17 protein-coding genes, 2 tRNA genes and 2 pseudogenes are annotated in these 26,922 nt (G+C 61.5%); 6 read left to right on the forward strand and 15 right to left on the reverse strand.

Annotated features, from left to right (window positions below):
• Positions 1-460: 460 nt before the first annotated feature.
• Complete coding sequence (locus CS390_RS18325; RefSeq protein ID WP_099775536.1) at positions 461-1,423, reverse strand: NAD(P)H-quinone oxidoreductase; 963 nt, start codon at positions 1,421-1,423, stop codon at positions 461-463.
• 139 nt (positions 1,424-1,562) lie between these two features.
• Between CS390_RS18325 and CS390_RS18330 the strand changes: the two genes are divergently transcribed.
• Together CS390_RS18330 and CS390_RS18335 are read left to right on the forward strand one after the other, a co-directional pair.
• Entirely contained in the window at positions 1,563-3,644 is a 2,082-nt protein-coding gene (locus CS390_RS18330; RefSeq protein WP_176717470.1) for a carboxy terminal-processing peptidase, read from the forward strand.
• 123 nt (positions 3,645-3,767) lie between these two features.
• A complete protein-coding gene (locus tag CS390_RS18335) occupies positions 3,768-5,546 on the forward strand; it encodes a bifunctional diguanylate cyclase/phosphodiesterase (RefSeq protein ID WP_065761455.1) in 1,779 nt (592 codons plus the stop codon).
• Here CS390_RS18335 and CS390_RS18340 read toward each other — a convergent pair.
• From CS390_RS18340 to CS390_RS18375, 9 genes and pseudogenes are all read right to left on the reverse strand, one after another.
• Positions 5,522-5,896, reverse strand: coding sequence for a hypothetical protein (locus tag CS390_RS18340; RefSeq protein ID WP_065761454.1), 375 nt, complete (start codon positions 5,894-5,896; stop codon positions 5,522-5,524). The two genes, CS390_RS18335 and CS390_RS18340, sit on opposite strands and share 25 nt — an antisense overlap.
• Positions 5,893-6,081, reverse strand: a pseudogene (locus CS390_RS25750) (multiprotein-bridging factor 1 family protein); the annotation flags it as partial. The gene CS390_RS18340 and the pseudogene CS390_RS25750, both read right to left, overlap by 4 nt.
• Before the next feature lie 69 nt (positions 6,082-6,150).
• Positions 6,151-6,243 (reverse strand): annotated as a pseudogene (locus CS390_RS25755) (transcriptional regulator); the annotation flags it as partial.
• Positions 6,244-6,331: 88 nt separating this feature from the next.
• Entirely contained in the window at positions 6,332-6,772 is a 441-nt protein-coding gene (locus CS390_RS18350; RefSeq protein ID WP_065761452.1) for a YkvA family protein, read from the reverse strand.
• A gap of 285 nt (positions 6,773-7,057) precedes the next feature.
• Positions 7,058-7,780 carry an FKBP-type peptidyl-prolyl cis-trans isomerase gene (locus CS390_RS18355; protein WP_065761451.1) on the reverse strand — a complete coding sequence of 241 codons (723 nt, stop codon included), beginning with the start codon at positions 7,778-7,780 and terminating at the stop codon, positions 7,058-7,060.
• Between the two features lie 153 nt (positions 7,781-7,933).
• Entirely contained in the window at positions 7,934-8,860 is a 927-nt protein-coding gene (gene pcaQ, locus CS390_RS18360) for a pca operon transcription factor PcaQ (protein ID WP_099775537.1), read from the reverse strand.
• Between the two features lie 89 nt (positions 8,861-8,949).
• A complete protein-coding gene (gene nirD, locus CS390_RS18365; RefSeq protein ID WP_099775538.1) occupies positions 8,950-9,315 on the reverse strand; it encodes a nitrite reductase small subunit NirD in 366 nt (121 codons plus the stop codon).
• Complete coding sequence (nirB, locus tag CS390_RS18370) at positions 9,315-11,873, reverse strand: nitrite reductase large subunit NirB (protein WP_099775539.1); 2,559 nt, start codon at positions 11,871-11,873, stop codon at positions 9,315-9,317. The genes nirD and nirB overlap by 1 nt, the downstream gene beginning before the upstream one ends.
• 267 nt (positions 11,874-12,140) lie before the next feature.
• Positions 12,141-16,205: a sulfite reductase subunit alpha gene (locus tag CS390_RS18375; RefSeq protein WP_099775540.1), complete on the reverse strand. Its 4,065-nt coding sequence runs from the start codon at positions 16,203-16,205 to the stop codon at positions 12,141-12,143.
• A gap of 338 nt (positions 16,206-16,543) precedes the next feature.
• On the opposite strand from CS390_RS18375, the gene CS390_RS18380 reads away from it, so the two are divergent.
• Both CS390_RS18380 and CS390_RS18385 read left to right on the forward strand, forming a co-directional pair.
• Positions 16,544-17,224 carry a DUF1266 domain-containing protein gene (locus CS390_RS18380; protein ID WP_099775541.1) on the forward strand — a complete coding sequence of 227 codons (681 nt, stop codon included), beginning with the start codon at positions 16,544-16,546 and terminating at the stop codon, positions 17,222-17,224.
• The gene (locus CS390_RS18385) at positions 17,221-19,887 is read left to right on the forward strand and encodes a J domain-containing protein (RefSeq protein WP_099775542.1); all 2,667 of its coding nucleotides are present in this window, start codon (positions 17,221-17,223) and stop codon (positions 19,885-19,887) included. The genes CS390_RS18380 and CS390_RS18385 overlap by 4 nt, the downstream gene beginning before the upstream one ends.
• 4 nt (positions 19,888-19,891) lie before the next feature.
• On the opposite strand, the gene CS390_RS18390 is transcribed toward CS390_RS18385, so the two are convergent.
• From CS390_RS18390 to CS390_RS18400, 3 genes are all read right to left on the reverse strand, one after another.
• Positions 19,892-21,580 (reverse strand): molecular chaperone HscC, encoded by a 1,689-nt coding sequence (locus CS390_RS18390; protein WP_099776758.1) that lies wholly within the window; start codon positions 21,578-21,580, stop codon positions 19,892-19,894.
• 105 nt (positions 21,581-21,685) lie between these two features.
• A tRNA-Asp gene (locus CS390_RS18395) sits at positions 21,686-21,762 on the reverse strand.
• 15 nt (positions 21,763-21,777) lie between these two features.
• Positions 21,778-21,853, reverse strand: a tRNA-Val gene (locus CS390_RS18400).
• A gap of 159 nt (positions 21,854-22,012) precedes the next feature.
• Between CS390_RS18400 and rdgC the strand changes: the two genes are divergently transcribed.
• Complete coding sequence (rdgC, locus tag CS390_RS18405; protein WP_099775543.1) at positions 22,013-22,933, forward strand: recombination-associated protein RdgC; 921 nt, start codon at positions 22,013-22,015, stop codon at positions 22,931-22,933.
• A gap of 487 nt (positions 22,934-23,420) precedes the next feature.
• Entirely contained in the window at positions 23,421-23,738 is a 318-nt protein-coding gene (gene sugE, locus CS390_RS18410) for a quaternary ammonium compound efflux SMR transporter SugE (protein WP_065760536.1), read from the forward strand.
• 15 nt (positions 23,739-23,753) lie between these two features.
• Here the strand turns inward: sugE and CS390_RS18415 are convergent, their stop codons facing one another.
• Both CS390_RS18415 and CS390_RS18420 read right to left on the reverse strand, forming a co-directional pair.
• The gene (locus CS390_RS18415; RefSeq protein ID WP_099775544.1) at positions 23,754-25,628 is read right to left on the reverse strand and encodes an MFS transporter; all 1,875 of its coding nucleotides are present in this window, start codon (positions 25,626-25,628) and stop codon (positions 23,754-23,756) included.
• A 137-nt stretch (positions 25,629-25,765) separates the two neighbouring features.
• Complete coding sequence (locus CS390_RS18420; RefSeq protein WP_099775545.1) at positions 25,766-26,908, reverse strand: TDT family transporter; 1,143 nt, start codon at positions 26,906-26,908, stop codon at positions 25,766-25,768.
• Positions 26,909-26,922 lie beyond the last annotated feature (14 nt).

Raw genomic sequence — 26,922 nt, forward strand, 5'->3', positions numbered from 1 at the left:
AAAGCATTGGCGCCAAGGTTGGCGCCTTGATGGATAGCGTCGATTTCCTGCGTGGGCTTTGTTTGTCAGTGCGCGCAGTGGCAGGCGCTGCAGGGTGTCCCTTCAGGAGGCTGAGTGGAGCCGTCGCGTAGTGGGGTGCGAGGCAGGGATGCCTCGCAAGCGCTGATGGGCCATGGATGGCCCGTCGGCGCGCCCCCGCGGGAGCGATGGCGTAAGGAAGGAACCCGAAGCGCAGCGTAGGGCCGGATGTCGGGACAGGGCGTTTTGCCCACTTTTGTGCCTTTCAAAAGTGGGTCGCCGTAAAAGGCGAAACCAGCCGGTGGTGCCGCTGCCGGGAATGGATATGTCCGCGAGACAAGTGCCACAAATCACAAACCTGTATCGCCGCTGATGCAAGCAGGCATATCCATTCGCGATGTCGGGCCTGATACCAGGCTATGCCGTTTCCTTGCGCAACGAATTACACCAGGCTTTCGTCAATCACCAGCACCAGCTTGCCCGACACCTGGTTACCCGCCAGTTCGGCAAAGGCAGCCTCGGCATCCTTGATCGGGTAACGACCGACCAATTGCGGCTTGAGCCGCCCTTCAGTGAACAACGGCCACACCTGCTGGCTCAGGTCACTGAGCAGGTCGGCCTTGAACTGGTCATCACGGTTACGCAAGGTCGAACCGGTCACCTGCACGCGCTTGGCCAGCACCTGGGCCAGGTCCAGCTCAGCTTTTCGACCGCCCATCAGGCCAATGATCACCCAACGCCCATCACGCGCCAGTAACTTGAGGTTCAATGCCGCGTAATTGGCCCCGACCGGATCGAGAATCACGTCAAACGGAGCGAAATCGTTCAGGCTTTCCAGGTCATCACCACGCACTACACCGCCCGTGGCGCCGAGGCCCTGGCAGTAAGCCAACCGATCGGCCGAGCCCACGCTGACCCAGCATGGGCTACCAAACGCCTTGCACAGCTGGATTGCCGCCGAGCCGACACCACTGGCGCCCGCGTGCAACAGCACCTTCTCACCCGGCTTGAGCCCCCCCAACTGGAACAGGTTGAGCCAGGCGGTGGCATACACTTCAGGAATCGCCGCCGCTTCGTGCAGGCTCAGGCCTTCAGGCACGGGGAGCACGTGGCGGGCATCGACCACCACTTCCTCGGCCATGCCGCCACCGGACAATAACGCGCAGACACGATCACCGACCTGCCAGGACGCGCCAGGGCCGACTTCGACGATCACCCCGGAACATTCCAGGCCCAGGTACTCGCTCGCGCCCGGAGGTGGCGGATAAAGCCCGGCTTTTTGCAGTAGATCGGCCCGATTGAGGCCCGCAGCCGCAACACGGATTCGTACTTGACCTACATCGCAGGTTGGACTTGTCGTCGTAACCCACTCCACATGTCCGTCAACGCCTTGCAATGCCTTCACAGTGCCTCCATAGTTGTGTTATCACGAGCCCGAGTGCGAACGCGTCGGGCTTTTTGCAGTATGCGTCCGGTTTTTATGGAACCGGCGAATTCAAAGACGGCCTAATATGCGTGATCAATTGCCCTTACGTCGAATCAGCATGAAGCATTTTCTGCCCAGTACCGCCCTCGCATTGTTGATCGGCCTTGGCAGCCTACCGCTGGTGGGCAATGCTTATGCCGCCAACAGTTGGGACAAACTGCAACCCGACCGTGACGAAGTGGTCGCAAGCCTGAACGTGGTCGAGCTGCTCAAGCGCCATCATTACAGCAAACCTCCGCTCAATGACGCTCGCTCAGTCATCATCTATGACAGCTACCTGAAGCTGCTCGACCCGGCGCGCAGCTATTTCCTGGCCAGTGACATCGCCGAATTCGACAAGTGGAAGACTCAGTTCGATGACTTCCTCAAAAGTGGCAATCTCGATCCTGGTTTCACGATCTACAAGCGCTACCTGGACCGCGTCAAATCGCGCCTGGACTTCACCCTCGCGCAATTGGACAAGGGCGTCGACAGCATCGACTTCAACACCCAGGAAACCTTGCTGGTCGACCGCAAGGACGCCCCGTGGCTGAAAAACGAAGCCGAGCTTGACGACCTCTGGCGCAAGCGCCTGAAGGACGAAGTGTTGCGCCTGAAGATAGCCGGCAAGGAACCCAAGGCCATTCAGGAACTGTTGACCAAGCGCTACAAGAACCAGCTGTCGCGCCTGGACCAGACCCGTGCCGAGGATATTTTCCAGGCCTACATCAACACGTTCGCCCAGTCCTACGACCCGCACACCAACTATTTGTCGCCCGACAACGCAGAGAACTTCGATATCAACATGAGCCTGTCGCTCGAAGGTATCGGCGCAGTCCTGCAAAGCGACAACGATCAGGTCAAGATCGTCCGCCTGGTGCCGGCTGGCCCTGCCGCCAAGACCAAGCAGGTCGCGCCAGCCGACAAGATCGTCGGCGTGGCCCAGGGCGACAAGGAAATGGTCGACGTGATCGGCTGGCGCCTGGACGAAGTGGTCAAGCTGATCCGCGGCCCGAAAGGCTCGGTGGTGCGCCTGGAAGTGATTCCAGCCAGCAATGCGCCTAACGACCAGACCAGCAAGATCGTCTCCATCACCCGTGAAGCGGTGAAGCTGGAAGAGCAGGCCGCGAAAAAATCGGTGCTCAAGCTCAAGCAGGATGGCCGTGACTACAAGCTGGGCATCATCGAGATCCCGGCCTTCTACCTCGACTTCAAAGCCTTCCGCGCCGGCGATCCAGAGTACAAGAGCACCACCCGTGACGTGAAAAAGCTGCTGACCGAGCTGCAGAAGGAAAAAGTCGACGGCGTGGTCATCGACCTGCGCAACAACGGCGGCGGCTCCCTGCAGGAAGCCACCGAATTGACCAGCCTGTTCATCGACAACGGCCCGACCGTGCTGGTGCGCAACAGCGATGGTCGAGTCGATGTGCTTGAGGACGAAAACAACGGTGCCTTCTATAAAGGCCCGATGGCCTTGCTGGTCAACCGCCTGTCGGCTTCCGCCTCGGAGATTTTCGCTGGCGCCATGCAGGACTACCACCGCGCACTGATCATCGGTGGCCAGACCTTCGGTAAAGGCACGGTGCAGACCATTCAGCCGTTGAACCATGGCGAACTGAAGCTGACCCTGGCCAAGTTCTACCGTGTTTCTGGCCAGAGCACCCAGCATCAGGGCGTACTGCCAGACATCGACTACCCGTCGGTGATCGACACCAAGGAAATCGGCGAGAGCGCCCTGCCCGAGGCGATGCCATGGGACACCATTCGCCCGGCGATCAAGCCTGCAAGCGATCCGTTCAAGCCGTTCCTGGCTCAGCTCAAGGCACGTCATGACGAGCGCAGCGCCAAGGATCCAGAGTTCGTCTACATCCGCGATCGCCTGGCCCTGACCCAGAAGCTGATGAACGAAAAATCCGTGAGCCTGAACGAAACCGAACGTCGTGCCCGACACGCCACGATCGAAGGCAAACAACTGGCGCTGGAGAACACCCGGCGTAAAGCCAAGGGCGAGGAACCGCTCAAGGAACTGAAAAAAGAAGACGAGGATGCTCTGCCGGCCGAGCCGGATGACACCAAACCCGAGGATGACGCCTACCTGGCTGAAACCGGGCGCATCCTGCTGGATTACCTGAGCCTGAACTCAGCGGTGGCCAAGCATTGAAGCACTAATGGCAAAATAATATGGCTGGACGCTGGCGCGTCATCAAACAGTCATTTATCTGTCGTGAAATAAGGGGCTGCGTACCACGGGTACGCAGCCCTTTTTTCGTAAGGAACGCCTGACATGACCGTGACCGAACAGCTTAGCGCGCTGAGCTCCATCCTGGCTCAAAGCGGCTTGCACAGCCTGTTCCAACCCATCGTCTGCCTATCAGAACGGCGTATTCTCGGTTATGAAGCCTTAAGCCGCGGCCCTTCCAACAGCCCGCTGCACTCCCCCATCAACCTGTTCGCGGTGGCCCGTCAGGCGGGTCGGCTGACTGAGCTGGAAGTGGCCTGCCGAGAAAGTGCCTGTCGTCGCTTCAGCCAGCAAAAACTGGAGGGCAAGCTGTTCCTCAACGTCTCGCCGGAGTCGTTGCTGGAGCCGCAGTATCAGTCGGGGCGCACCCTGAAAATGCTGGAAGACATGGGCCTGTCACCAAGCCGGGTGGTCATTGAGTTGACTGAACAGACCCCCACAGATGATTTCCAACTGTTGTTCAATGCCCTGCACCACTACCGCGACATGGGTTTTTCCATCGCCCTGGACGACCTCGGTGCCGGTTACTCGAGCCTGCGGTTGTGGTCGGAACTGCGTCCGGACTACGTGAAGATCGACCGCCACTTTATCGATGGCATTCACCTGGACGCGGTCAAACGAGAGTTCGTCGGCTCTATCCTGCAAATTGCCAAAGCCTCACGGGCGCAAGTGATTGCCGAAGGCATCGAGTTGGCCGAAGAGCTCAGCGTGCTCACCGAAATGGGGGTGGACCTGGTTCAGGGCTACCTGCTGGGCCGCCCTCAGGAACAGCCGCCGCGCAGTATCCAGAACGTGCTGCCAAGCCAGACGAACGTCAGTCAAACCCTCAGCGAGGAGAGTAGCGACCTCGAGGCGCTGCTGATCGATCAGCCGGCGGTGATGGGCGATACCCCTACCGCACTGGTACTGGAATCGTTCCGCCGCCAGGCCAACCTGAACTCACTGGCCGTGCTGGATGCCAACCAGCGCCCCTGCGGCATCGTTCACCGGCATGCGTTCTCCGACGCCCTGCTCAAGCCCTTCGCGACCGACCTGTTCGCGCGCAAGCCGATCAGCCGGCTAATGAGCGAGGACTTTCTTGCCGTGGAGCTTAGCCAGTCACTGCAGCAGGTCAGCCGACTGCTGACCAGCCGGGCACGCCAGCGCATCGAGGAAGACTTCATCATCACGCAGAACGGGCAGTACCTGGGCCTGGGGCGGGTCATCGACGTGCTCAAGTTGATCACCGAACAAAAAATCCAGCAGGCCCGCTACGCCAATCCCCTGACCTTACTGCCGGGCAACGTGCCGATCCAGCAATGCCTGACGCACCTGCTGCAGCAGCAACGTGAGGCAGCCATCTGCTATGTGGATATCGATAACTTCAAGCCGTTCAATGACATCTACGGCTATGCCCGTGGTGATGAGGTTCTACTGTGCCTGGCGCAGTGCCTGAGTGAACGGGTAGACCCCAGCCGCGACTTCGTCGGGCATATCGGCGGCGATGACTTCATGCTGGTGCTCAGTGCCAGTGACTGGCACACACGCTTGAAGCAATTGCTGGAAGACTTTCAGAAACAGTGCAGACGCTTCTACCGCGCCGAACACCTGGAGGCAGGATGTTTCGTCGGCCATGACCGTCAAGGGCAGCGTCAGTCCTTTGAACTGTTGTCGCTGTCTATCGGCGTGGTACAGCTACACGCACAAGCGGGCCTGCAGCTCAATGCCGGGCAACTGGCAGAGTTGGCCTCCAAGGCCAAGCACCATGCCAAGGACGTCAAAGGCTACAGCCTCTACGTGATCGAAACCGCCGAACTGGCTCAGGCCTCAGCCTCGGCCGGGTAACTGTACTCGAACACCCGAACCACTTCTGACGCATGCCAGGACGCAGCAGCCATGCCATCGGACGGCCCGGAAAAACGCCCCAGGCGCTCGACACACTCGAAAAAGCCGGTGCGTGGCAAGCGACTGGCGCCTTGGCTGATCACCAGCGAACTGCGCAGCGGCTGCTCGGCACGGGCATCCAGCACGGCCAGGTACTCCAGTGCTGCGGTGAGGGTCTGCATGGCCGGGCTCGGCAGTTGCAGGCGCTCAAGCAAGGCGCGATAGGTCAGTAGATGGCGCTGCCGACGCGCGACGTCCAGCTCGCCCAGCAGGCTTTCCCACTGCTGGCGGCTGATCCGCACGCTGCTCACGATGGATCACTCCAGCCAGGCACACCAAGTTCCCACGCCAAGCTACGGCGAATGGCGGCATCGGGCTGGCGCTCGCCACGCTCAATCATGCCCAGGTAGGCCGGGCTGATACCCACGGTTCGCGCCAGTTGCTCTGGGGCCAGGCCCTTGGCCTGACGCAACTGAGCCAACTCACTCAAGCTCGGAACACGGGCCGGTGCCGACTCGACAACCGGCTCGCAGGTAACCTGCTGGCCGCTTGAATCAACCGCAGGCTGGCCGGCGGCCTTGAGCAGGGCCTGGTAGTGCTCCCAGGGTACGACCGCATATTCCGGTTGGCCGTCCCGGCTGATGACCTGAATACCCATTACAACCCCCTCGTAGGACAACTCGCATGTAATCGGTAGGCATAATCCTTATGCCAATTATATTACCAGCCAACGGAAGCGTGCGGCGTCAGCTTTTTTTATGCTCCAGGGACAATGCCTCAGGCGAATCAGGCAAACGCTCTACAACGCGCAGCTTCTCCGGTGCCTGCCGATCACGCCAGGCGCGAAAAGCCGCCATTTCATCGCCCACCGCCTTGAGCACCCAGGCCAGTACCGCGATGTCATCGAGCAAGCCCACCCCCAGCAACCAGTCTGGGATGGCATCCAAAGGGCTGACAAAGTACAACAGGCCAGCAACTACTGTGACCATGGCCTTGGGGCTGATTGCCCGGTACTCGCCGCGCCACCAGGCCAGGCACAGCGCCTGCAACAGGCGTACATCATCTTTCAGCTTGCCCAGCTGCGGCCCTTTGCGGGCCACGGCAAAAATCAGCGCAGGGAGCCGCCCACGGCTGAGCAAACGCTCGGCCAAAGGCAGAAAACGAGTGAAATTCCACGGAGCTTTCATGGAGCCTCCAAGCAATACCTCAGGGAAGGTTATCCACAATTATTGTGGATAACCTTGTGAACAGACCCGCTTTTGAGGCTCAGGGTGCCCGTAGCACAAGGGCCTTACTCAAATCGGGCGTTTTTTACACACCTGTTTAAATACGCAATCGTTCGGCTGCAGCGTCAACAGGTTGGGCGATTCAGACCTCGCCCTGCGTGGGCCTGATGGTACAGGGAAATGCCGCCCTGCCCCAGAAACGACAACGCCCCGTGAGTACGGGGCGTTGTCAGTACAGGCGTAAACTTACTTGGCGTCAGCTTCGGCTTCTGGCTTCGGCTGATCCTTGATGCCCAGCAGTTCCAGCTCGAATACCAGCACGGAGTTGGCCGGGATCATCGGGCTTGGGCTCTGTGCGCCGTATGCCAGATCGGACGGGATGTACAGCTTGTACTTCTCGCCAACGTGCATCAGTTGCAGGCCTTCGACCCAACCCGGGATCACGCCGCTGACCGGCAGGTCAATCGGGCTACCACGCTCAACCGAGCTGTCGAAGACCTTGCCGTCGATCAGCTTGCCTTCGTAATGAACAGTGACCACGTCGGTCGGCTTGGGCTGAGCGCCATCGGCCTTCTTCACGACTTCATACTGCAGGCCGGAAGCGGTGGTGACAACACCCGCCTTCTTGCCGTTTTCTTCGAGGAACTTCTTGCCGGCAGCGGCCGACTCTTCGCTCATCTTGACCAGACGTTCTTCGGCACGCTTCTGCAGTGCGGCGAAGGCTTCGACCAGTTCCTCGTCCTTGATTTTCTGCTCTTTCTTGCCGACAGCATCTTCGATGCCTTGGGCGACCGCCTTGGAGTCGAGGTCGTCCATGCCTTCCTGAGCCAGGCTCTTGCCCATGTTCAGGCCGATACCGTAGGAGGCTTTCTGTGCCGGAGTTTTCAGCTCGACGCTGGTCTGCGAATCGCAACCCGCCAGTACCAGGCCAACCAGGGCAACCGCAGCCGCCAACCGATGCTGTTTCATGCTATTTCCTTGTTCATGCGCCAATAGGGCAATCGAGTAAAGCCGCGAGCTTATCAGGCCGCCACGACCAATGGCTACCGGCATGAGAGCGAGAAAACGGGGATAAGTTCAGACAGATAAAACCTTCTTCATCCAGATGACAGCCAATGGCCGCTATCGCTCAGCGCGATACGCTCCGGCAACCTCGCGCAGCACCTCGCACAACCACTGTGCAGGCAGTGACGGGGGCAAGGCGGCATTGCTGCAAATACCGACCGAACCGCCCGGCTCACGCACGCCCAGGTCCAGTTCGCACAGCTCACCCGCATCAAGATCGACCCGTACGGCATCGCGTGGCGCGACCCAGACCGCATCACTGCCCAATACATACCGGCGGCTCAAGGCCGGGGAAAGGGTTTCCAGGCGTTGCAACGACGGCTTGATCGCGCACTGCACGAACAAACTGTCGGCATGTTTGCGGATGGTGGTCCCGGCCAACGGTAACACCAAGGGGTAATCGCCGACACGGTTGCGTTCCAGCGGCTGACGCTGCAACAACGGATGGCCCGGACGCACCACCAGGGCCATCGACTCGCTGTACAGGTGCTCGAAGATCAGGCCCTGGATTTGCGGGCTGTCGGTCATTCGGCCAATGACCAGATCCAGCTCGCCGACATGCAACTGCGCCAACAGATAGGCACCGGGGCCGGTGGCGACACTGACCACCAGCGCCTCATGACGCTGGTGCAAACGGCAGAGCGCCTCGGGCATCAACAGGCTTTCGACCGTGGACAACACCCCGACCCGCACCTGCGGCGGTGCGTGCTCCTCACCGCGCACGCTGCTCACGCCCTCACGCAAGGCCTGCACGCTAGGGCCTGCATAACGCATGAAGCGAAATCCGGCCGGGGTCAGCTCAACGCCCTGTTTGCCTCGCTCGAACAAGCGCGCCTGCAGCAAGTCCTCCAGTTCCTTGAGGGTTTTGGAGGTCGCAGGCTGACTGATTGCCAGGACATCGGCAGCCTTGGCGAAACTGCCCTGCCGGGCGATTTCGAGAAAGCACAGCAGATGGCGGTATTTGATACGGGTGTCGAGGTTCATGCCAGGCAGTGTAACGGCCTGCCGCGCAGGCGGCGACTGCTTTGAACAGCCACCACCGCCCTCTCAAAAGCCGCCGTGGCCGACGTGTGCTAAGGGGCAGCCACCTCGACGCAGTCGCCATTGAAGCGCACAGCCCATACCCGCAGTACCTGCTGCGGGTCTTCCAGACAGCGCCCGTCCAGCAGACTGAAGTGCTGTTTGTACAACGGCGCCGCCACGACCGGCTGCCCGTTGAGGCTGCCAATGATTCCACGTCCGATCACATTGGCGCCGGACTGCGGGTCATGGTTGTCCACGGCATACAGTGCCTGCGCGGCCTCCGGCAAGTAGAACAGGGCCACCTGGGCGTCACCCAAGCGGGCCACCACCCCTGAATTGGGTACCAGGTCATGGCGGCTGCACACCGCCTGCCAGTCTTGCAGGTCAACACGTACCGCTTGATTCGACGGGTTCATCACAGCACCTCTTCAGTGGTCGGGATCAGGTGAAGCTCGGCCTTGCCCACCGGCCGGCGCTGGCCGCGCTCCTTGACGAAATGAATCGCCGGATCTGCACGGTGGTCGTTGACGAAAGTACGGAAGCGTTTGAGCTTCTCGGGATCCTTCAGGGCATTGGCCCATTCACACTCGTAGCGATCGACTACCTGCTGCATCTGCGCTTCCAGCTCGGCGCCCAAGCCCAGGCTGTCGTCGAGAATCACCGCCTTGAGGTAATCCAGCCCGCCCTCAAGGCGCTCGCGCCAGACCGACGTGCGCTGCAGTTTGTCAGCGGTACGGATGTAGAACATCAATACGCGGTCGATGGTGCGAATCAGGCCGGCATCGTCCAGGTCCGTGGCGAACAGCTCGGCGTGCCGTGGACGCATGCCGCCGTTACCGCAGACATAAAGGTTCCAGCCCTTCTCGGTGGCAATCACGCCGATGTCCTTGCTTTGCGCCTCGGCGCATTCGCGGGTACAGCCAGATACGGCGAACTTGAGCTTGTGTGGCGAACGCAGGCCCTTGTAGCGGTCCTCCAGGGTAAGCGCCATGGCCACGCTGTCCTGCACGCCGTAGCGGCACCATGTGCTGCCGACGCAGGACTTCACCGTGCGGGTTGATTTGCCATAGGCATGCCCGGTCTCAAAGCCGGCGGCGATCAACTCGGACCAGATCTCCGGCAATTCATGCAACTGCGCGCCGAAAAGGTCGATGCGTTGGCCGCCGGTGATCTTGGTGTAGAGGTCGTACTTCTTGGCCACCTGACCAATCACGATCAACTTGTCCGGTGTGATTTCCCCACCCGGAATACGCGGCACCACCGAATACGTGCCGTTTTTCTGCATGTTGGCCATGAAGGTGTCGTTGGTGTCCTGCAACGGCACCAGCGCGGCATCCATGATCGGCTGGTTCCAGCAGGACGCGAGGATCGAGCCTACTGTCGGCTTGCAGATATCGCAGCCCAGGTGGCCACGACCATGACGGGCGTGCAGGTCTTCGAACGTCGTAATGCCCTCGACCCTGACCAATGCATAGAGCTCCTGACGGGTGAAGGCAAAGTGCTCGCAAAGGCTCTTGTCCACCGCCACACCGCGGGCGCTCAGCTCATGCTCGAAGACCTGCTTGAGCAAGGCGGCGCAGCCACCGCAACCGGTGCAGGCCTTGGTCTGGCCCTTGAGTTGCGCCAGGTCGCTACACCCCCCGTCGATAGCAGCACAGATCGCGCCCTTGCTGACGTTATGGCACGAGCAGATGGTGGCGGCGTCTGGCAAGGCATCTGCACCCAGTGCTGGCGTGGCGCTGCCCATTGGCAGGATCAAGCCGGCGGGGTCCGCTGGCAGGGCAATAGCATTCTGCACGTACTGCAACAGAGTGTCGTAGTAACGGTTATCACCGACCAGCACCGCCCCCAGAACGCGCTTGCCCTCGGCGTCGATCACCAAGCGCCGGTAGGCGCTGCCAGCCTCGTCGATAAAGCGGTAGCTGCGCGCACCGGGGGTCGCCGCGTGTGCATCGCCAATGGAACCGACATCCACCCCCAACAGCTTGAGCTTGGTCGACATGTCGGCACCGGCAAAGGCCTCGAATGGCTCACCCGCCAAGGCTGACGCCAGGTTGCGGGCCATGCTGTAACCCGGGGCCACCAGGCCAAAGACGCTGCCGTTCCAGGAAGCACACTCGCCGATGGCAAAAATCCGTGGGTCGCTGGTGCGGCATTCACCATCGATCACGACCCCGCCCCGTGGCGCGATTTCCAGCCCGCAGCCACGGCCCAGGCTGTCCTGCGGGCGAATGCCAGCCGAAAACACAATCAGGTCGGTTTCCAGGAACTGGTCGCCATCGAAATTCATCCGATAACGGAAGTCACTGCCTTCAACAATGCTCTGGGTGGCGCGAGACAGGTGTACGCCGACACCCAACGCCTCAATCTGGGCGCGCAGGGCCGCACCGCCTTCAGCATCCAGTTGCACCGGCATCAGGCGCGGCGCGAATTCCACCACATGGGCTTCAAGCCCCAGGGATTTGAGGGCGTTGGCTGCCTCCAGGCCCAGCAGGCCACCACCGATGACCACGCCACGCTGTGCGCCATAGGCCGCCGCGCGAATCGCATCCAGGTCGTCCAGGGTTCGATAGACCAGTCGCGCCGCACCGTCCGGCCCGGGAATCGGCGGCACGAAGGGATAGGAACCGGTGGCCAGGATCAACCGATCAAACGGGTAGCGGCCCTGCGCCGTCACCACTTCACCGGCCTCGCGGTCGATCTCGACGACCGCCTCCCCCAAGTGCAGCCGCACGCCATGCTCGGCATACAATTGCGCATCACCCAACGCCAGGGTTTCAGCATCGCTGCCACTGAAGTACTCCGACAGGTGCACGCGGTCGTAGGCACGCTGACGCTCCTCGCCGAACACCCGCAGGTCGAAGCGGGCCAAGGCGCCGCGTTCGATCAGTTGTTCGACGCAATGATGGCCCACCATGCCGTTGCCGACGATGATCAGACGTTCCCGTTGCTCGATGGTCGCTTGAGCGTTCATAGCGTTTCCTCACACTGGCCGATCACGGCGGCCGGAAAAACACCCACAAAAAAAGGCGCCTGGAGCCGAAGCTCCAGGCGCCTTTGCCTGGTCGTTCATAGTCGTGGTCCGTGGGGCGGATCGCCGTTGATCACCCCTGGACGTTGTAATGTGTCTTCAGCAGATACCGTGCCAACTGCGCCAACCCCGCCTATTCAAGGGCATCGCCGCAAACTCTAGGCCTCCCGCGGCGCCATCCTGGTGCAGTGCTACCCGTTCTGGGGCATTTCAGTACACATCTCGCCGGTAGCGTTTGGCCCGGCCTAACGCCGCAACATATTCGCCGGCCTGCTCGGTGCTCATCCCTCCGTGCTCGGTCACCACCTGCTGTAGCGCGGCCTCCACATCCCGCGCCATGCGTCCGGCATCGCCACAGACGTAGAAGTACGCGCCCGCCTCCAGCCAGCGCCACAGCTCGGCGCCCTGCTCCAGCATGCGCTGCTGTACATAGACCTTCTCTGCCTGGTCACGGGAGAACGCCGTGTCGAGCCGCGTCAGGTGGCCATCGCGTTGCCAGGCCAGCAACTCGTCGCGGTAGTAAAAATCACTGTCAGCGCGCTGCTCGCCGAACAGCAGCCAGTTGCGCCCACGGGCGCCGCGCGCCTGACGCTCCTGGAGAAACGCCCGGAACGGTGCGATCCCGGTCCCCGGCCCGACCATGATCAGCGGTGCCGTATCATCGCTCGGTACGTGAAAGTGAGCCGAGGGCTGCACAAAGATCCCAACCTGCCCGGCTTCGGCACGATCCGCGAGGAAGGTCGAACACACACCTTTTCGCTGGCGGTAGCGCACCGTCGAAACCGTCAGGTGAACCTGCTGCGGGTGCAACAACGGGCTTGAACTGATGGAGTACAAACGCGGCTGCAGGGGTTTGAGCAGGCTCAGCCAGGTGTCGAGCGACATGCTTACGGGAAACTGCTGCAGCAGATCGACCAGTTGCCGCCCCCATAGCCAGTCCTGCAACGCGGCGTTGTGCGCCGGCTCCAGCAGGCCTTGCAACTCAGGATCAGCACTGCAGCGGGCGACCTGTTCGAGCAGCGCAGGCGTGATACGGGCAATCTCCAGTCGTTCGCGCAGCGCGCTACGCAACGACATGGGTGGCTGGCCCTTGAGGCTGACACTCGCTTCTGCGTCAAGCTTCATGGCACTCAGCAGCTCTTCGACCAGTGCCGGGCAGTTGCGCGGCCAGACGCCCAACGCGTCGCCCGCCTGATACGTCAGGCCGCTGCTCGCAAGATCGAAGACCACGTGCCGGGTTTCCTTGGCGGCACCGGGCGCATTGAGCAGGCGGTTTTCCACCACCCTTACCGGCAACGGCTGCTGCTTGCTGAAGGTTGGCGCTGTCGCCGCCGAGGACGTGACCGCTGGCGCCGCTGCACTTGGCGCCTGCCCAAGGGCCGTCACCAGCGTGCCCAGCCACTGCTCGGCCGGCTCGTCGAAGTCCGGCTCGCACTCGACCCGCTCCAGCAGGCGCACAGCGCCAAGCTCCGCCAGACGCTGGTCCAGCTTGCGGCCGAAACCACAGAACTCGGCGTAGCTGGAGTCTCCCAGGGCCAGTACTGCGTAACGCAGCCCTGTGCAGCGGCTGGCGGACGCAGCCTGCAGGGCCTGCCAAAAGGCCTTGGCGCAATCCGGTGCCTCACCATCACCAAACGTGCTCGCCACCAGCAGCAGGCTGGCGGCGTTGCTCACCTGCTCAAGGCTGACCTGCTCCATGCTGCTCACCTGAACAGCCAGACCGGCCTCCCGCAAACGCTGCGCACAGTGTTGCGCCAGAGCCTGGCCGTTGCCGGTCTGCGAAGCCCAGAGCAGCCAATGGCTAGTGGCTTCGGCAGGCTCCGGGGCCTGGATTGCAGGGGCCTGTACCGAGGTACTGCGCGAAAACAACCCCGCCAGCAACCCTTCCACCAACAGACGCCGCGCCGGCGCCAGTGGTGCATTGACCGGCAAGCTCGGTACGCCCTGCTGAGGGCTGTTACGCAGACCCAGCACATAACCCTGCATATACAGTTGTTCATCCTCGGCCAAAGCCAGTTCAACGCGGTTGTTCAGGCCGAGCAGTTGGCTGAGGGTTTCGATCGGCATGGTCGCAGACTCCTGAAGCGTGTGGGCCGGCAGTTCAACAGTGGCAATACGTTCACCGGCGACCCGGCTGAGGGCCACGGCGCAGTACTTGAACGCCGGTTGCAGGGACACCGGGTCGATGGCATCGCTGGTCAGTGCATTGATCGCCAAACGCTCGCCATAGACATCATTCCAGTGAAAGGGGGCGAAGCAGTTCCCAGGCAGTACCCGCTCACTCAGGCGCGCCGGCAATAACGCCTCACCACGCCGGGAGCGAACCTGCACCTGATCGTGCTCAGCGATACCCAATTGCCGGGCATCTTCGGGGTGAATTTCCAGGTACGGGCCAGGCTCCAGCGCATTCAACGCGCTGACCTTGCCGGTCTTGGTCAGGGTGTGCCAATGGTGCTGTACCCGCCCGGTATTGAGCACCAGCGGGTAGGCTTCGTCCGGTAGCTCCGCTGGAGGCAGGTAGGGCCGGGCAAAAAAGCGTGCTTTGCCGCTGGCAGTAGCAAAGGCGAGTGACGGCCGCTGGCCTTGGGCGTCCTCGTGCAGCCGCTGACTGATACCGTCATTCAGGTAGCGTTGCGGGTGCCGTGTATCAGCCTGATCGGGTGCACAGGGCCATTGCCGTGGCGACTGGCGCAACAAGGGGTAACTGATACCGCGCAGGTCGTAACCTGTGTCGGGGTTCCAGGCCTGGCGCAGTTCATCGAAAATCTGTTCGGCACAGGTGTAGCTGAACGCAGCCTCATAGCCCATCGCACAGGCCACTCGGGCGATGAGTTGCCAGTCGGCCAGGCTCGCGCCCGGTGGCTCGACGGCCTGCGCAGTGAGGGTCAGGTTGCGCTCGGAGTTGACCATTACCCCATCGGCTTCAGCCCAGAGCGCCGCCGGCAGGAGGATATCGGCATAGCGATTGGTTTCGGTATCGAGAAAGGCGTCCTGGGTGATGACCAGCTCGGCCGATTGCAGGCCCTCGATCACCTGCTGACGGTTGGCGACACTGGCCACTGGGTTACTGCAGATGATCCAGCAGGCCTTGATCCGCCCGGCAGCCATGCCCTCGAACATGGCGACGGTGCCGTCTCCGGCCTCGGCCCTCAGGCTGCCACGCGGCACCTGCCAGAGGTCCTCAACGAAATGACGGTCAGCCTTTACCAGCGCCGAACGCTGGCCGGGCAACCCCGGCCCCATGTAGCCCATCTCACGTCCGCCCATAGCATTGGGCTGGCCCGTCAGCGAAAACGGTCCGCAGCCGGGGCGGCAGATCGCCCCGGTGGCCAGGTGCAGGTTGCACAGCGCATTGGTCTGCCAGGTGCCGTGAATACTCTGGTTCAGGCCCATGGTCCAGCAGCTGAGCCACGCGGGTGCTTGGCCGATCCACTCGGCGGCCTTGCGGATATCGGCTTCGGCCAGGCCAGTAATCTGCGCCACCTGCGCCGGCGCATAGTCCTGCAGGAAGTCCGGCATGGCCTCCCAGCCCTCGGTAAAGCGCTCAACGAACGCCGTATCCACCGCGCCGTTGATCAACAACAGGTGCAACAGACCATTGAGCAGTGCCAGGTCGGTGCCGGGTTTGATCTGCAAGAACAGGTCGGCCTTTTCCGCTGTCGCAGTGCGCCTGGGGTCGACCACAATCAGCCGGGCACCGGCCTTGCGCCGGTCAAGCAGGCGCAGAAACAGGATCGGATGACAGTCCGCCATGTTGGCGCCAATGACAAAGAACAGCTCGCTGTGGTCGAAGTCCTCATAGCTGCCAGGCGGGCCATCCGCGCCCAGCGAGAGTTTGTAGCCACTGCTGGTGCTGGCCATGCACAGCCGGGAGTTGGACTCGATATGCCGGCTGCGCACGAAGCCTTTGGCCAGCTTGTTGATCAAGTACTGGGCCTCCAGCGACAGCTGCCCGGAAACGTAAAACGCCAGGGCATCCGGGCCATGCTCGACGAGGAGGGTCTTCAGGCGCCGGGCCGCCTCGTCGATCGCCTGATCAATTGCGGTCTGCACCGGGTCGCGCTGACGCGAGTGACGGACAAAGGCCTGCTCCATGCGCCCCGACTCGCGCAGCGGCTGATGGCAGGTCTGCCCTTTGGTGCAGAGTCGCCCGAAATTGCTTGGGTGCTGTTTGTCACCACTGACCTTGATTACCCGGTTTTCGGCCACGGTCATGACAATGCCGCAGCCGACGCCGCAATAGGGGCAGACGCTGCGCACGGTTGTCTGGGTCATTACCCGGTCTCCTGCTTAGGCAAAACAAAAAGGCGCCCTGCCGCTCCTGCTTGCGTTGCAAGCGGGAGCGACACGGCGCCTTTGTCGTGAATAGAGCAATCTGCGTTGATTGCCTGATGAACAAGCCAAAGCAAGGGCCGCGCCAAACCGCAATACCCCGTCATCTGCGGCGTCAAACCAACGCCACAGGGGTAGCAACGCACCATTGCGGAACAACCCGCACCAGTGCGAGGCAGGCGCTGAAGACTGCAGTTTGCCGCTAACCAGCCAGGTCTCTACAATTCGCGCCAATTAGTGCCGGCGCTCTCCACTCCCCCGCCGGCTCAGGAGCATTTTTCATGGAAGAAATAGAACAGCGCTGGCTGTACGCCCTTTCTGCCCCCATGGCAGCCCTCAACGGTTCCAGTTACACCGCCCCGGACTACATCGAGATGGACCTGCAGGACGGCTGGGGCATCAGCAATCGCGAGCAGTTGCTCGAGATGCTCTACATGGCCGACCGTGGCCATGCCAGCGGGATGCTCGAGGCTTACTGGAACTGGCAGCGCTGCCTGCCCAGTGAATGGTCGGCCCTGCTCGACGGCCTGGCGCCACGGCAACGCGCGCTGCATGAGTTTGCCAGTCGGACCTTCAGCGAATGCGGCCACGGAGGCATTCGTGCCTGGGACCTGGGGCGCATGGGTTTCCTGCTGCGCAACGGCCTGCGCAGCGGCTGGATCAACCTTGATGAAAGCCTCTGGCTACACAGCCGACTGGCCTTGAGGGCACGTCATTACTACAACAGCTGGAGCACCTACCTGGGCGGCTACATGACCGGCCGCATGTACTGGTGCTGCCTGGACAGCGCAGACGACGAGCTCGGCCACGCCCTTGACCGCGAAGGCTACGCCTACTGGAGCCGCTGCAGCGCTCGCGCCCTCGCTCAGGACGCCGCCGAACTGTTTGCCGAACTGCCTTGGGACCTGCCCCTGAACCTGCCACAAAAACCTGACTCGCTTGCGGAGTTCAACTGGTCATGAGCTGCTGGATATCCCTGGGCATCGAGCCTACCCGCGATCAGGACGCCATCCGCAGCGCCTACCGTACGCGCCTGCCAGAGCATCATCCGGAAACCGACCCACAAGGTTTTCAGGCCTTGCGTGAAGCCTACGAGGCCGCACTGAAGGAAGCCCGTAGCGTCGAAACCGCAGACGCCGACGATGAGCAAAGCCCGACCCGCGAGCTGCTGGACGCATTCGACGAACTGTTCAGCGACGGCGCACGACGTTTCGACCCGGCCGCCTGGCGGAGCTATATCGAACGCTTCGACAGCGTCTCACTTGAGGTTGTCGAAGCGCTGCGCTGGAGCCTGCTGGAGCGGCTGATCGACAGCGGGCCGATCTCCAACAATTGCGCACGCCTGTTGGCCGAGCGGCTGGACTGGCAGGGCAACCTGCTGCGTATCGATAACGTCGAGCAGGTCGAAGCGTTTATCGAACGCATCGCGCAGCCAGACCTCTTCGATACCGCAACGATCTCGTCCTGGCCACCACCGGCACAGATCGAAACCCTCTGGTACCTGAACACCCTGGAACACCTCTATCAGGAACGGCCGCTGGACGAGCTCCGCGACTTCGTCAACCAGCCTACCTGCCTGCCGCTGCCGAACGACGACGCCTGGCTGCGGCGTCTGCTGGTACAACTCACCCAGGCCGATGTCGCGAGCAAGACCCTCTACGCACTGTGTGCTGAAAAACATCGGCACGCACCGGATGATGTCGACTGGCTGTACCTGCTGGCCCGTCAGTGCAGTGCCCTTGGCCTGGAAGAGCAAGCCCTGAGCAGCTGGTTGCGCTTGTGGCGCGAGCACCAACATCCGCAGGCCGCACAGTGGCTGCTCGAACTGTGCGGCAAACACCAGCCACAGCGCCTGCCGCTGCTGATTCAAGCGTTCGACCACCGCGAGCATTTCCGCGACTGGCCGAACAACCTGAGTGAGCCAGCCCAGGCCTGGGGCAGCCCGGCGCAGCGCCCGGAGACGTTGACCCGCTGGCTCAACGCCGGTCGCCAGAACCTCGGAGGCCTTGCGGGGGCTTATGTGAACTGGCGCCTGGACGGTGATGAACTGCCATTGCTGGCGTTACTGCTCGATGAGCCTGACGATGCGGGGTTAACGAACCTGTATCGCCAGGCCTGGGCATTGCACCGTGGCGACACCGCCCTGCTGGAACGCCTGCTGGCCGAACCCGACAGTAACGATGTGCTCGATTCACTGGTGCTGGAAGGCCTCAAGTACCAGGCCGAACAACACCTGTACTGGCTGCAGCACGCTCCCATTCCACAGGCGTTGACAGCCTTTATCAACGCACCGGATGACAGCGTGCAACTGAACCCGCTGTTGGGTCAGGACCTGGCACTGGACGTCACCCAACATTGGCTGCGCCGGCTCAAGGCCTTTACTGCAGCGCAATGGACGCGCCTGGACAGCGCCTTTGAACAGGAGCTCATTGCCTCGCTACCGTTTGGGGTAAAGATGCTCGCAGTCCTCAATCGCGAGGGCGTTGTATTGCCGCCCCAACCTGACGGTGAACAGCTGTGGGAATGGCACCGGCAAGCGCTGTTCTTCATTGCCCTGATGTCCGACCCGCTGCGCTGGCTGACACTGATTTCCCCTGCACTGCTTCACAGCATGCGTGCCGACACCGGGCATCCACTGTCGCGCGTACTGCCGCTGTTGCAGCGCGTGCATCAACAGGAAGGCCACTTCAATGGCTTGCTGGGCTGGCTGTCAGAAGAGGAGCCTGTGCAGAACGACGTCGCACTGAACCTGCTCACCGTGCCTCAGGCGTTGGGCAGTGCCAGGCTGCTGAGCAACACACGCCTGTACGACTGCGTCGTGAGCGATTACGACACCTTCAGCGATGATCTGCTGGGCTTGATGTTGCTCTGTGGCGTGCTCTATCAGGACCCGACCCTGGATGCCGAGCAGCACCGTGTACTGCTGAACAATATCGCCGGGATCGCCTGCTCCGATGCCTGGTTCGAGTCATTCCGGGATGGCTTGATCAAGGGCGAACCGGTACGCCCACCCCGGGAGATCCTCGAAGAGCAGCAAGGCATCGACAGCAGCGCCTTCTATCTCGGCGTCGATACCCTGCGCAGGCTGGTGCTGGTGGAGAACCGTACCGGCGTGCCGCGCACCAAGATTCTGCGCCAACTGCAGCAGGCCAAGGATGATCCGCGCCATGGACCAGGCCTGCGCCTGGCCTTGGCGGCGCTGTTGTCCTGGAGCGAGCGCCTGATGCTGGCCAGATCGGGCAGCCAACCGGTATCAGAATGGAACATGCTGAGCCTGAACAGCCGCCTGGGGCGTGTTGCCTGCGCCCAACAGAGCCTGATGTGCCAGGGATTGGCTGTTTTTCTGAGCCTCGCCAGCGGCAACGCGCAGGTGGCGCTAGGGATCGTGGCCGTTACCGTGCTGGTGCAACTGAGCATCATCCTGCGGCGGCTGCATGACATCGGGTTTGGCGTAGCCATGCTGCTGATTGGCATGGCCCTGACCATCGTGCTGCCGTTCCTGCCGTTGGTGCTGCTGGTCTTGCCCGGCGACAGCCTGCCGAACCGTTACGGTGTACCACCCGGTGGCGAAAAGCATGCACTGGAAGGCGGCCTGCAAGCCGCCCTGCGGCGCCTGAACGCTTAGCGGCTCAGAGGCCCTGCTCGTCCAGCGCTGTATTCAGGCGCTGGCGAGTGCTGTTGATGTCCTGCGCATGCTGGTTACCCAGCACTGCAGTAAAGGCTTCAAGCCACTGACCGACCTGATCACGCTGCTCACCCAGGCATTGCATCCAGGCACGCTCCAGACGCGCCAGCAGTGCACGGTTGGGCAGCGCATCGCGCGGGTGAATCTTCAACGCCGCCAGGCGACCATGGCTGGCCGCCCGGGCCACGTCGTCGAGCCCTGCGGGGCTGCGGTCGATCACATGACTGTGGCGCTCGCCGTCCTCCAGGGCAACATCCACTTCCAACAGGCCATTGATGTCGTAACTGAAACGCACATCCATGGACTGAATCCGGCCGGCCTGCGGCAACTCGATATCGAATGCATCGATGAAAATGTTGTCGCTCACCCAGGGTCGCTCCCCCTGATAGACCTCGATGCGCACGGTTTTCTGTTCGGGATGAGTACTCTGAAAGCGCTCGACCCGCGAGGTTGGAATGACCGTATTACGCTCGATGATCGGCACAAATGCTTGGCGCCGGCTTTCACCGCGCATGGCTGCAACACCCAGTGTATAGGGGCAGACATCGGTCAGGATCAGCTCTTCGATGGCCTGGTCACGTGCCCTGCACGCGGCCTGGCTGGCCGCCCCCAAGGCAACGATGGTGTCGGGGTCAAGATGCCGGTAAGGCAAACGCCCAAACAAGGTGGCAACCATCTGCTGGACCACCGGCATACGCGTGGCGCCTCCCACCAGCACCAGGCTATCGAGGTCACGCGGGTTCAGCCGGGCATCACGCAACGCCTGCTCCACCGGGGCGCGCAGGCGCGTCAGCAAGGGTTCCCAGATCTTTTGCGCACGCGCTTCATCCAACGACCACTCGCGCAGTTCACCGGCACAACGCCACTGCACGTGCTGCGGACCTTCGCTGAGCTTGCGCTTGATCTGCTCCAGAGCGTCGTACAGCGAAGCCAGGGCTTGCGGCTCAACGCTGTCGGTCGCCAGTTGCAGGTCCTTGAGACAAGCCTGCAGCAGTGCATGGGTAAAATCCTCGCCCCCCAGGTAGTTGTCGCCAGTAGAGGCATGCACCTCGATCAGCGGCAAGGCGTACTCCAGTACGGTCACATCGAAGGTGCCGCCACCCAGGTCGAAAATCAGCGTGCGCTCGAATTTCTGCTCATGCAGACCGTAGGCCATGGCGGCAGCGGTAGGCTCGTTGATCAGGCGCTGTACCTTGAGCCCGGCCAGCTCGGCAGCAAAACAGGTGCGTTTACGCTGTTCATCGCTGAAGTAAGCCGGCACCGAAATCACCGACTCGCTTACCGGGCAACCCAGCCAGGCTTCCGCGTCCTGTTTGAGCGCACCGAGCACCAGTGCAGACAACTCTTCAGGGCTGAAGGTCTGGCCGGCAAGCTCCAGACGTTTTTCACTGCCCATAAAGCGTTTGAACGCTGCTGCGCTACGTTCCGGGTGCGTGGTCAGCCGTGAGCGAGCCGCCTGGCCGACCAGAATACTGCCATCCTCATCGATGCTGACTGCGGACGGGGTAAGCCATTCGCCAAGGGCGTTGGGGATCAACTGCGCTCGCCCGTCCTGCCAGACGGCAATCAGGCTGTTGGTGGTACCCAGGTCGATACCCAGCAAGGGCGTACGGGGGGTGCTTGCATCCTGCATCATGGGACTCTTCCTGAGTAGCGGGAATGAGAAACAAAAAAAGCGACCCTAAGGTCGCTTTCTTTGTGGCTTCCGGGTGTTCAGTGGGCCCTGGAAGCTTGAATATGGCGCAGCGGACGGGACTCGAACCCGCGACCCCCGGCGTGACAGGCCGGTATTCTAACCGACTGAACTACCGCTGCGCTAACACTGAGAAGTGGTGGGTGATGACGGGATCGAACCGCCGACCCTCTGCTTGTAAGGCAGATGCTCTCCCGGCTGAGCTAATCACCCATCGTCTCGGTGTGGTGCGCATTCTACGGAGCACCTTAGAGTCTGGCAAGCACTTTTTTAAAAAAATTTTTCAAGCCTTCCAACGACTTAGCAGACTTGGCCTGAGACGGCTGCTCGGAGAATAATGCCCCCCTTATGTGTTAAGGAGAGATGCACCCCATGTGGTTCAAAAACCTGCTGATCTATCGCCTGACCCAGGACATCCCGTTTGACCCCGAGGCGCTGGAAACCGCTCTGGCCAGCAAGCCAGCGCGCCCTTGTGCCAGCCAGGAATTGACCACCTACGGCTTCGTCGCGCCATTTGGCAAGGGTGAAGACGCTCCACTGGTGCATGTCAGTCAGGACTTCCTGCTGATCGCCGCACGTAAAGAAGAACGTATCCTGCCTGGCAGTGTCGTGCGCGATGCGGTTAAAGAGAAGATCGACGAGATCGAGGCCGAGCAAATGCGCAAGGTCTATAAAAAGGAACGTGATCAGATCAAGGATGAAATCATCCAGGCGTTCCTGCCACGTGCCTTTATCCGTCGCTCGGCAACCTTCGCCGCCATCGCCCCCAAGCAGGGCCTGATTCTGGTCAATGCCTCCAGCGCCAAGCGTGCCGAAGACCTGCTCTCCACCCTGCGCGAAGTGATGGGCTCGCTTCCCGTACGACCACTGAGCGTGAAGATCGCCCCAAGCGCGACCATGACCGAGTGGGTGAAAACCCAACAAGCCGCCCCGGACTTCTATGTCCTGGACGAGTGCGAGCTGCGTGACACCCATGAAGACGGCGGTATCGTTCGCTGCAAACGTCAGGACCTGACCAGCGACGAGATCCAGATGCACCTGGGCACTGGCAAGCAAGTCACCCAATTGTCGCTGGCATGGCAGGACAAGCTGTCCTTCGTGCTCGACGACAAGATGGTGATCAAACGCCTGAAGTTCGAAGAACTGCTGCAGGATCAGGCCGAGGAAGACGGTGGTGATGAGGCCCTGGGCCAACTCGATGCCAGCTTCACCCTGATGATGCTCACTTTCGGTGAGTTCCTGCCGGCCCTGTTTGAAGCGCTGGGTGACGAAGAGATCCCCCAGGGGATCTAAGCGCAACGTCTAGATCGCGAGCAAACCAGCCCACCTGCATGAGAGCAGGTGGCTGGTCTTGCCCGTGATAGAGGCACCACGCACTCACTGGCACCTCACCGATGCCATCGCAGGCACGCCTGCTCATAACCGCGTGAGGCGAGTGCCACAAATCACAAACCTTTATCGCCGCTGATGCAAGCAGGCATATCCATTCGCGATATCGGGCCTGACACCCCGTTCCGCCTTTACGGCGGGTCACTTTTGTGCCCTTCAAAAGTGGGTCGCCGTAAAAGGCGAAACCAGCCACCGGTGCCACTGCAGGGAATGGATATGTTCACGAAGCGAGTGCCAATAGCCACAAACATGCGTCACCCCCTGAGGTACTCGCCGGCGTATTGCCCTACCACTCGAGTTTGTGCACTCTATATGCCCACAGTGAGGACGACCTCACGACGCATCGCGTGATCAATCCGGGGACGGCCCCATCACCTGATGGAGACACTGCATGTCCTGGATCATTCTGTTTTGTGCCGGCCTGTTCGAAGTCGGCTGGGCTGTCGGCCTGAAGTACACCGACGGCTTTACCCGCCCATTGCCAACCCTGCTGACCATTGCAGCCATGCTGGTCAGCCTGGGTTTGCTTGGCCTGGCCATGAAGGAGCTGCCGCTCGGCACGGCCTATGCCATCTGGACCGGCGTCGGCGCAGTGGGCACGGTGATCGCCGGGGTTATCCTGTTCGGCGAATCCATGGCCCTGATGCGCCTGGCCAGCGTTGCCCTGATCGTCACCGGCCTGGTCGGGCTGAAGGTCAGCGCCAGCTGACCTGCCCTACCCGGGTCAGCGCACCGTGCCACGCAACGCGCTGACCCGCTCGCGCAATACGGCCGGCTCTGCCGCCTCAACCGGGACGGCGGTACCGGCCACCAGGGTCACCCGCGACCACAAGCGACGGAAGAAGCCCTTGGCCGGATCCCGGCTGAAGAAACTCCCCCACAAGCCCTGCAAGGCCATCGGGATCACCGGCACGGGTGTCTGCTCGATGATCAGGCGTACACCGCCTTTGAACTCATCGATTTCACCGTCCGAGGTCAGTTTGCCTTCCGGAAAGATGCACACCAACTCACCCTGCCGCAGGCACTCGGCTATTTTCTCGAAAGCCCGTTCATAAATGTGCGGGTCTTCCTTGCGCCCGGCAATCGGGATGGCCCCAGCGGTGCGGAAGATGAAGTTGAGCACCGGCAGGCGGTAGATCTTGTAATACATCACGAAACGGATCGGCCGCCGCACCGCACCACCGATCAACAATGCATCGACGAAGGACACGTGGTTGCACACCAGCAGGGCTGCACCATCATCGGGAATCAACTCAAGGTCGCGGTGTTCGACACGGTACATGGAGTGGCTGAGCAGCCAGATCATGAAACGCATGGTGAATTCGGGGACGATCTTGAAGATGTAGGTGTTGACCGCGATGTTCAGCAGCGAGACCACCAGGAACAGCTGTGGAATGCTCAGCTTGGCCACACTCAACAGCACAATGGTGACGATGGCCGAGACCACCATGAACAGTGCGTTGAGGATGTTGTTCGCAGCAATGACCCGGGCCCGCTCATTCTCGGCGGTACGCGACTGGATCAAGGCATACAGCGGCACGATGTAGAAGCCGCCGAATACGCCCAGCCCGAGGATCGACAGCATGATCCACCAGGCCTGACTCATACCCAGCAGGGTCAGCCAGTCGTGCGGCTGCGCCCCGGCCACGACATCGCCCGAATGCCACCACCAGAGCAGGCCAAACAGGGTCAGGCCAAAGGAGCCGAACGGCACCAGGCCGATCTCGACCTTGCGTCCGCTAAGGCGCTCACACAACAGCGAACCGAGCGCGATACCCACTGAGAACAGGGTCAATACCAAGGTGACCACGGTCTCGTCGCCGTGCAGCCAGTCTTTGGCGTAGGCAGGAATCTGGGTGAGGTAGATCGCCCCGACAAACCAGAACCAGGAGTTGCCGACGATCGAACGCGACACCGCCGGGGTCTGATTCAAGCCCAGGCGCAGGGTCGCCCAGGACTGGGTGAAGATGTTCCAGTCCAGTTTCATCTGCGGCGCAGCAGCAGCGGCACGCGGAATCCATTGACTGGACAGGTAACCGAGCGCAGCCACCGATACCACGGCGGTCGCAACCACAGGGGCATAGTGACCACTGGACATCATCACACCCGCGCCAATGGTGCCCGCCAGGATGGCGAGAAAGGTGCCCATCTCAACCAGGCCGTTACCCCCCACCAACTCTTCCTCATGCAGCGCCTGCGGCAAGATCGAGTACTTGACCGGGCCGAACAACGCCGAATGGGTGCCCATGGCAAACAACGCCAATAGCATCAGCGCCAGGTGATTGGTGAGAAAACCAATGGCACCGACCGCCATGATGCCGATCTCGGCCAGCTTGATCACACGGATCAATGCGTCCTTGGCGAACTTTTCGCCAAACTGCCCGGCCAGTGCAGAGAACAGAAAGAACGGCAGGATAAACAGCAGCGCACACAGGTTGACCCAGATCGACCGGTCACCCTCGATGCTGAGCTTGTAGAGAATGGCGAGAATCAACGACTGCTTGAAGATGTTGTCATTGAAGGCACCCAGCGACTGGGTAATGAAAAACGGCAGAAATCGGCGCTTGCCGAGCAATGTGAATTGCGAGGGGTGACTCATCGTCCGTGTACCTGCATGGGGCTTTGTTATTGGAGGTCAGCTGTGCCGTAAAAGCCACAGTTGTAGCACAAACGCCCTTGCAGGAGCCGGTCTTGCCAGCAACCGAGCCACCTGCAAGACCAGCACCTACAGAGCACTCAGGCCCGAAGATCCGCAATACACGGCGACACGAACAGCTCACCACGCCAGGCGCCACGCAGCGTCCGGCTGGCCACCAGCAGCCAGAGGCCGATCAGCGCCAGCACCAACACACTGCCGATGATCTGAAAGAAGCCCAATTCAAGCCAGGCGGCGAGCTTCAGCGTTGCCAGGGCATACACCCCCAACGGAAAGGTAAAGCCCCACCAACCAAGGTTGAACGGCATGCCGTGGCGCATGTATCGCAGGGTAATCAGCACCGCTGTCAGCAACCACCACAAGCCGCAGCCCCACAGCACGATGCCGGCGATCAGGCCAATACCCCGGGCAATCTCGCCGAGCCCGCCCAGGCCGTTGGCGGCAAACACGGCAGGTGCATCGCTGCCCAGCAACAACATGCCCAAGGCGCCGGTACCAATCGGCCCCAAGGCCAGCCAGCTTGAAGCCGCCATGCTGGCATGGGGCAACTTGTGCAGGGCCATGCGTAACAAGAGGATGGTCAGGATGCTGAACGCCACCGGCAGCGAGACCGCCCACAACACATAGCTGACGATCAACACCTGGAACTGCTGATGCGGATCCGCCAGATGCGGCGCCAACAGGCCACCGCTGGCCGCCGCCACCTCGGCAGCCACCACCGGCAATAACCAGACGGCGGTCATCTGATCGATGCTGTGCTCCTGACGGGTGAACATCAGGTACGGAATGGCCACGCCGCAGAGCACGGCCAGTGCCACGTCGAGCCACCACAGCGCCTCGACCCAGGGCAAGATTCCCTGCCCCCAGCGTTCAAGGCCAAACAGCAAGGCACCATTGAGAATCGTTGCCAGGCCCATCGGTATCGTCCCAAAGAACATGGATACCGTAGAGTGGGCAAAGATCCTGCGTGCCTCATGAAAGTACAACACCCAACGCGCCGCATAGACGCCGCTGAATAGAATGAACAAAGCGATCGTCAGCAGCCACAAGGCCTCGGCCACGCCACTCAGCGCTGGCATCGCCTGCTTGAGCACCAAGGCAAGAACACCGGTCCCCATGGTGACGGCGAACCAGTTAGGCGTGAACTGGCGAATCACTTCGCGTGGATGGGCCAGTTGATGGAACGGACGCAGCGATACGGCGCTGCTGGTCGGGCATGGCATGGTTTGCACTCCTG

This window comes from Pseudomonas sp. HLS-6, assembly GCF_002753995.1.
Classification (GTDB): domain Bacteria; phylum Pseudomonadota; class Gammaproteobacteria; order Pseudomonadales; family Pseudomonadaceae; genus Aquipseudomonas; species Aquipseudomonas defluvii.

Coding starts and splice junctions, on each gene's coding strand:
- pcaQ (WP_099775537.1), bottom strand. CDS start 8,860: ATGAACCTCGACACCCGTATCAAATACCGCCATCTGCTGTGCTTTCTC.
- CS390_RS18350 (WP_065761452.1), bottom strand. CDS start 6,772: ATGAAAGCTCCGTGGAATTTCACTCGTTTTCTGCCTTTGGCCGAGCGT.
- nirB (WP_099775539.1), bottom strand. CDS start 11,873: ATGAACGCTCAAGCGACCATCGAGCAACGGGAACGTCTGATCATCGTC.
- CS390_RS18385 (WP_099775542.1), top strand. CDS start 17,221: ATGAGCTGCTGGATATCCCTGGGCATCGAGCCTACCCGCGATCAGGAC.
- rdgC (WP_099775543.1), top strand. CDS start 22,013: ATGTGGTTCAAAAACCTGCTGATCTATCGCCTGACCCAGGACATCCCG.
- CS390_RS18390 (WP_099776758.1), bottom strand. CDS start 21,580: ATGCAGGATGCAAGCACCCCCCGTACGCCCTTGCTGGGTATCGACCTG.
- CS390_RS18330 (WP_176717470.1), top strand. CDS start 1,563: ATGAAGCATTTTCTGCCCAGTACCGCCCTCGCATTGTTGATCGGCCTT.
- CS390_RS18415 (WP_099775544.1), bottom strand. CDS start 25,628: ATGAGTCACCCCTCGCAATTCACATTGCTCGGCAAGCGCCGATTTCTG.
- CS390_RS18355 (WP_065761451.1), bottom strand. CDS start 7,780: ATGAAACAGCATCGGTTGGCGGCTGCGGTTGCCCTGGTTGGCCTGGTA.
- CS390_RS18380 (WP_099775541.1), top strand. CDS start 16,544: ATGGAAGAAATAGAACAGCGCTGGCTGTACGCCCTTTCTGCCCCCATG.
- CS390_RS18375 (WP_099775540.1), bottom strand. CDS start 16,205: ATGACCCAGACAACCGTGCGCAGCGTCTGCCCCTATTGCGGCGTCGGC.
- nirD (WP_099775538.1), bottom strand. CDS start 9,315: ATGAACCCGTCGAATCAAGCGGTACGTGTTGACCTGCAAGACTGGCAG.
- sugE (WP_065760536.1), top strand. CDS start 23,421: ATGTCCTGGATCATTCTGTTTTGTGCCGGCCTGTTCGAAGTCGGCTGG.
- CS390_RS18420 (WP_099775545.1), bottom strand. CDS start 26,908: ATGCCATGCCCGACCAGCAGCGCCGTATCGCTGCGTCCGTTCCATCAA.
- CS390_RS18335 (WP_065761455.1), top strand. CDS start 3,768: ATGACCGTGACCGAACAGCTTAGCGCGCTGAGCTCCATCCTGGCTCAA.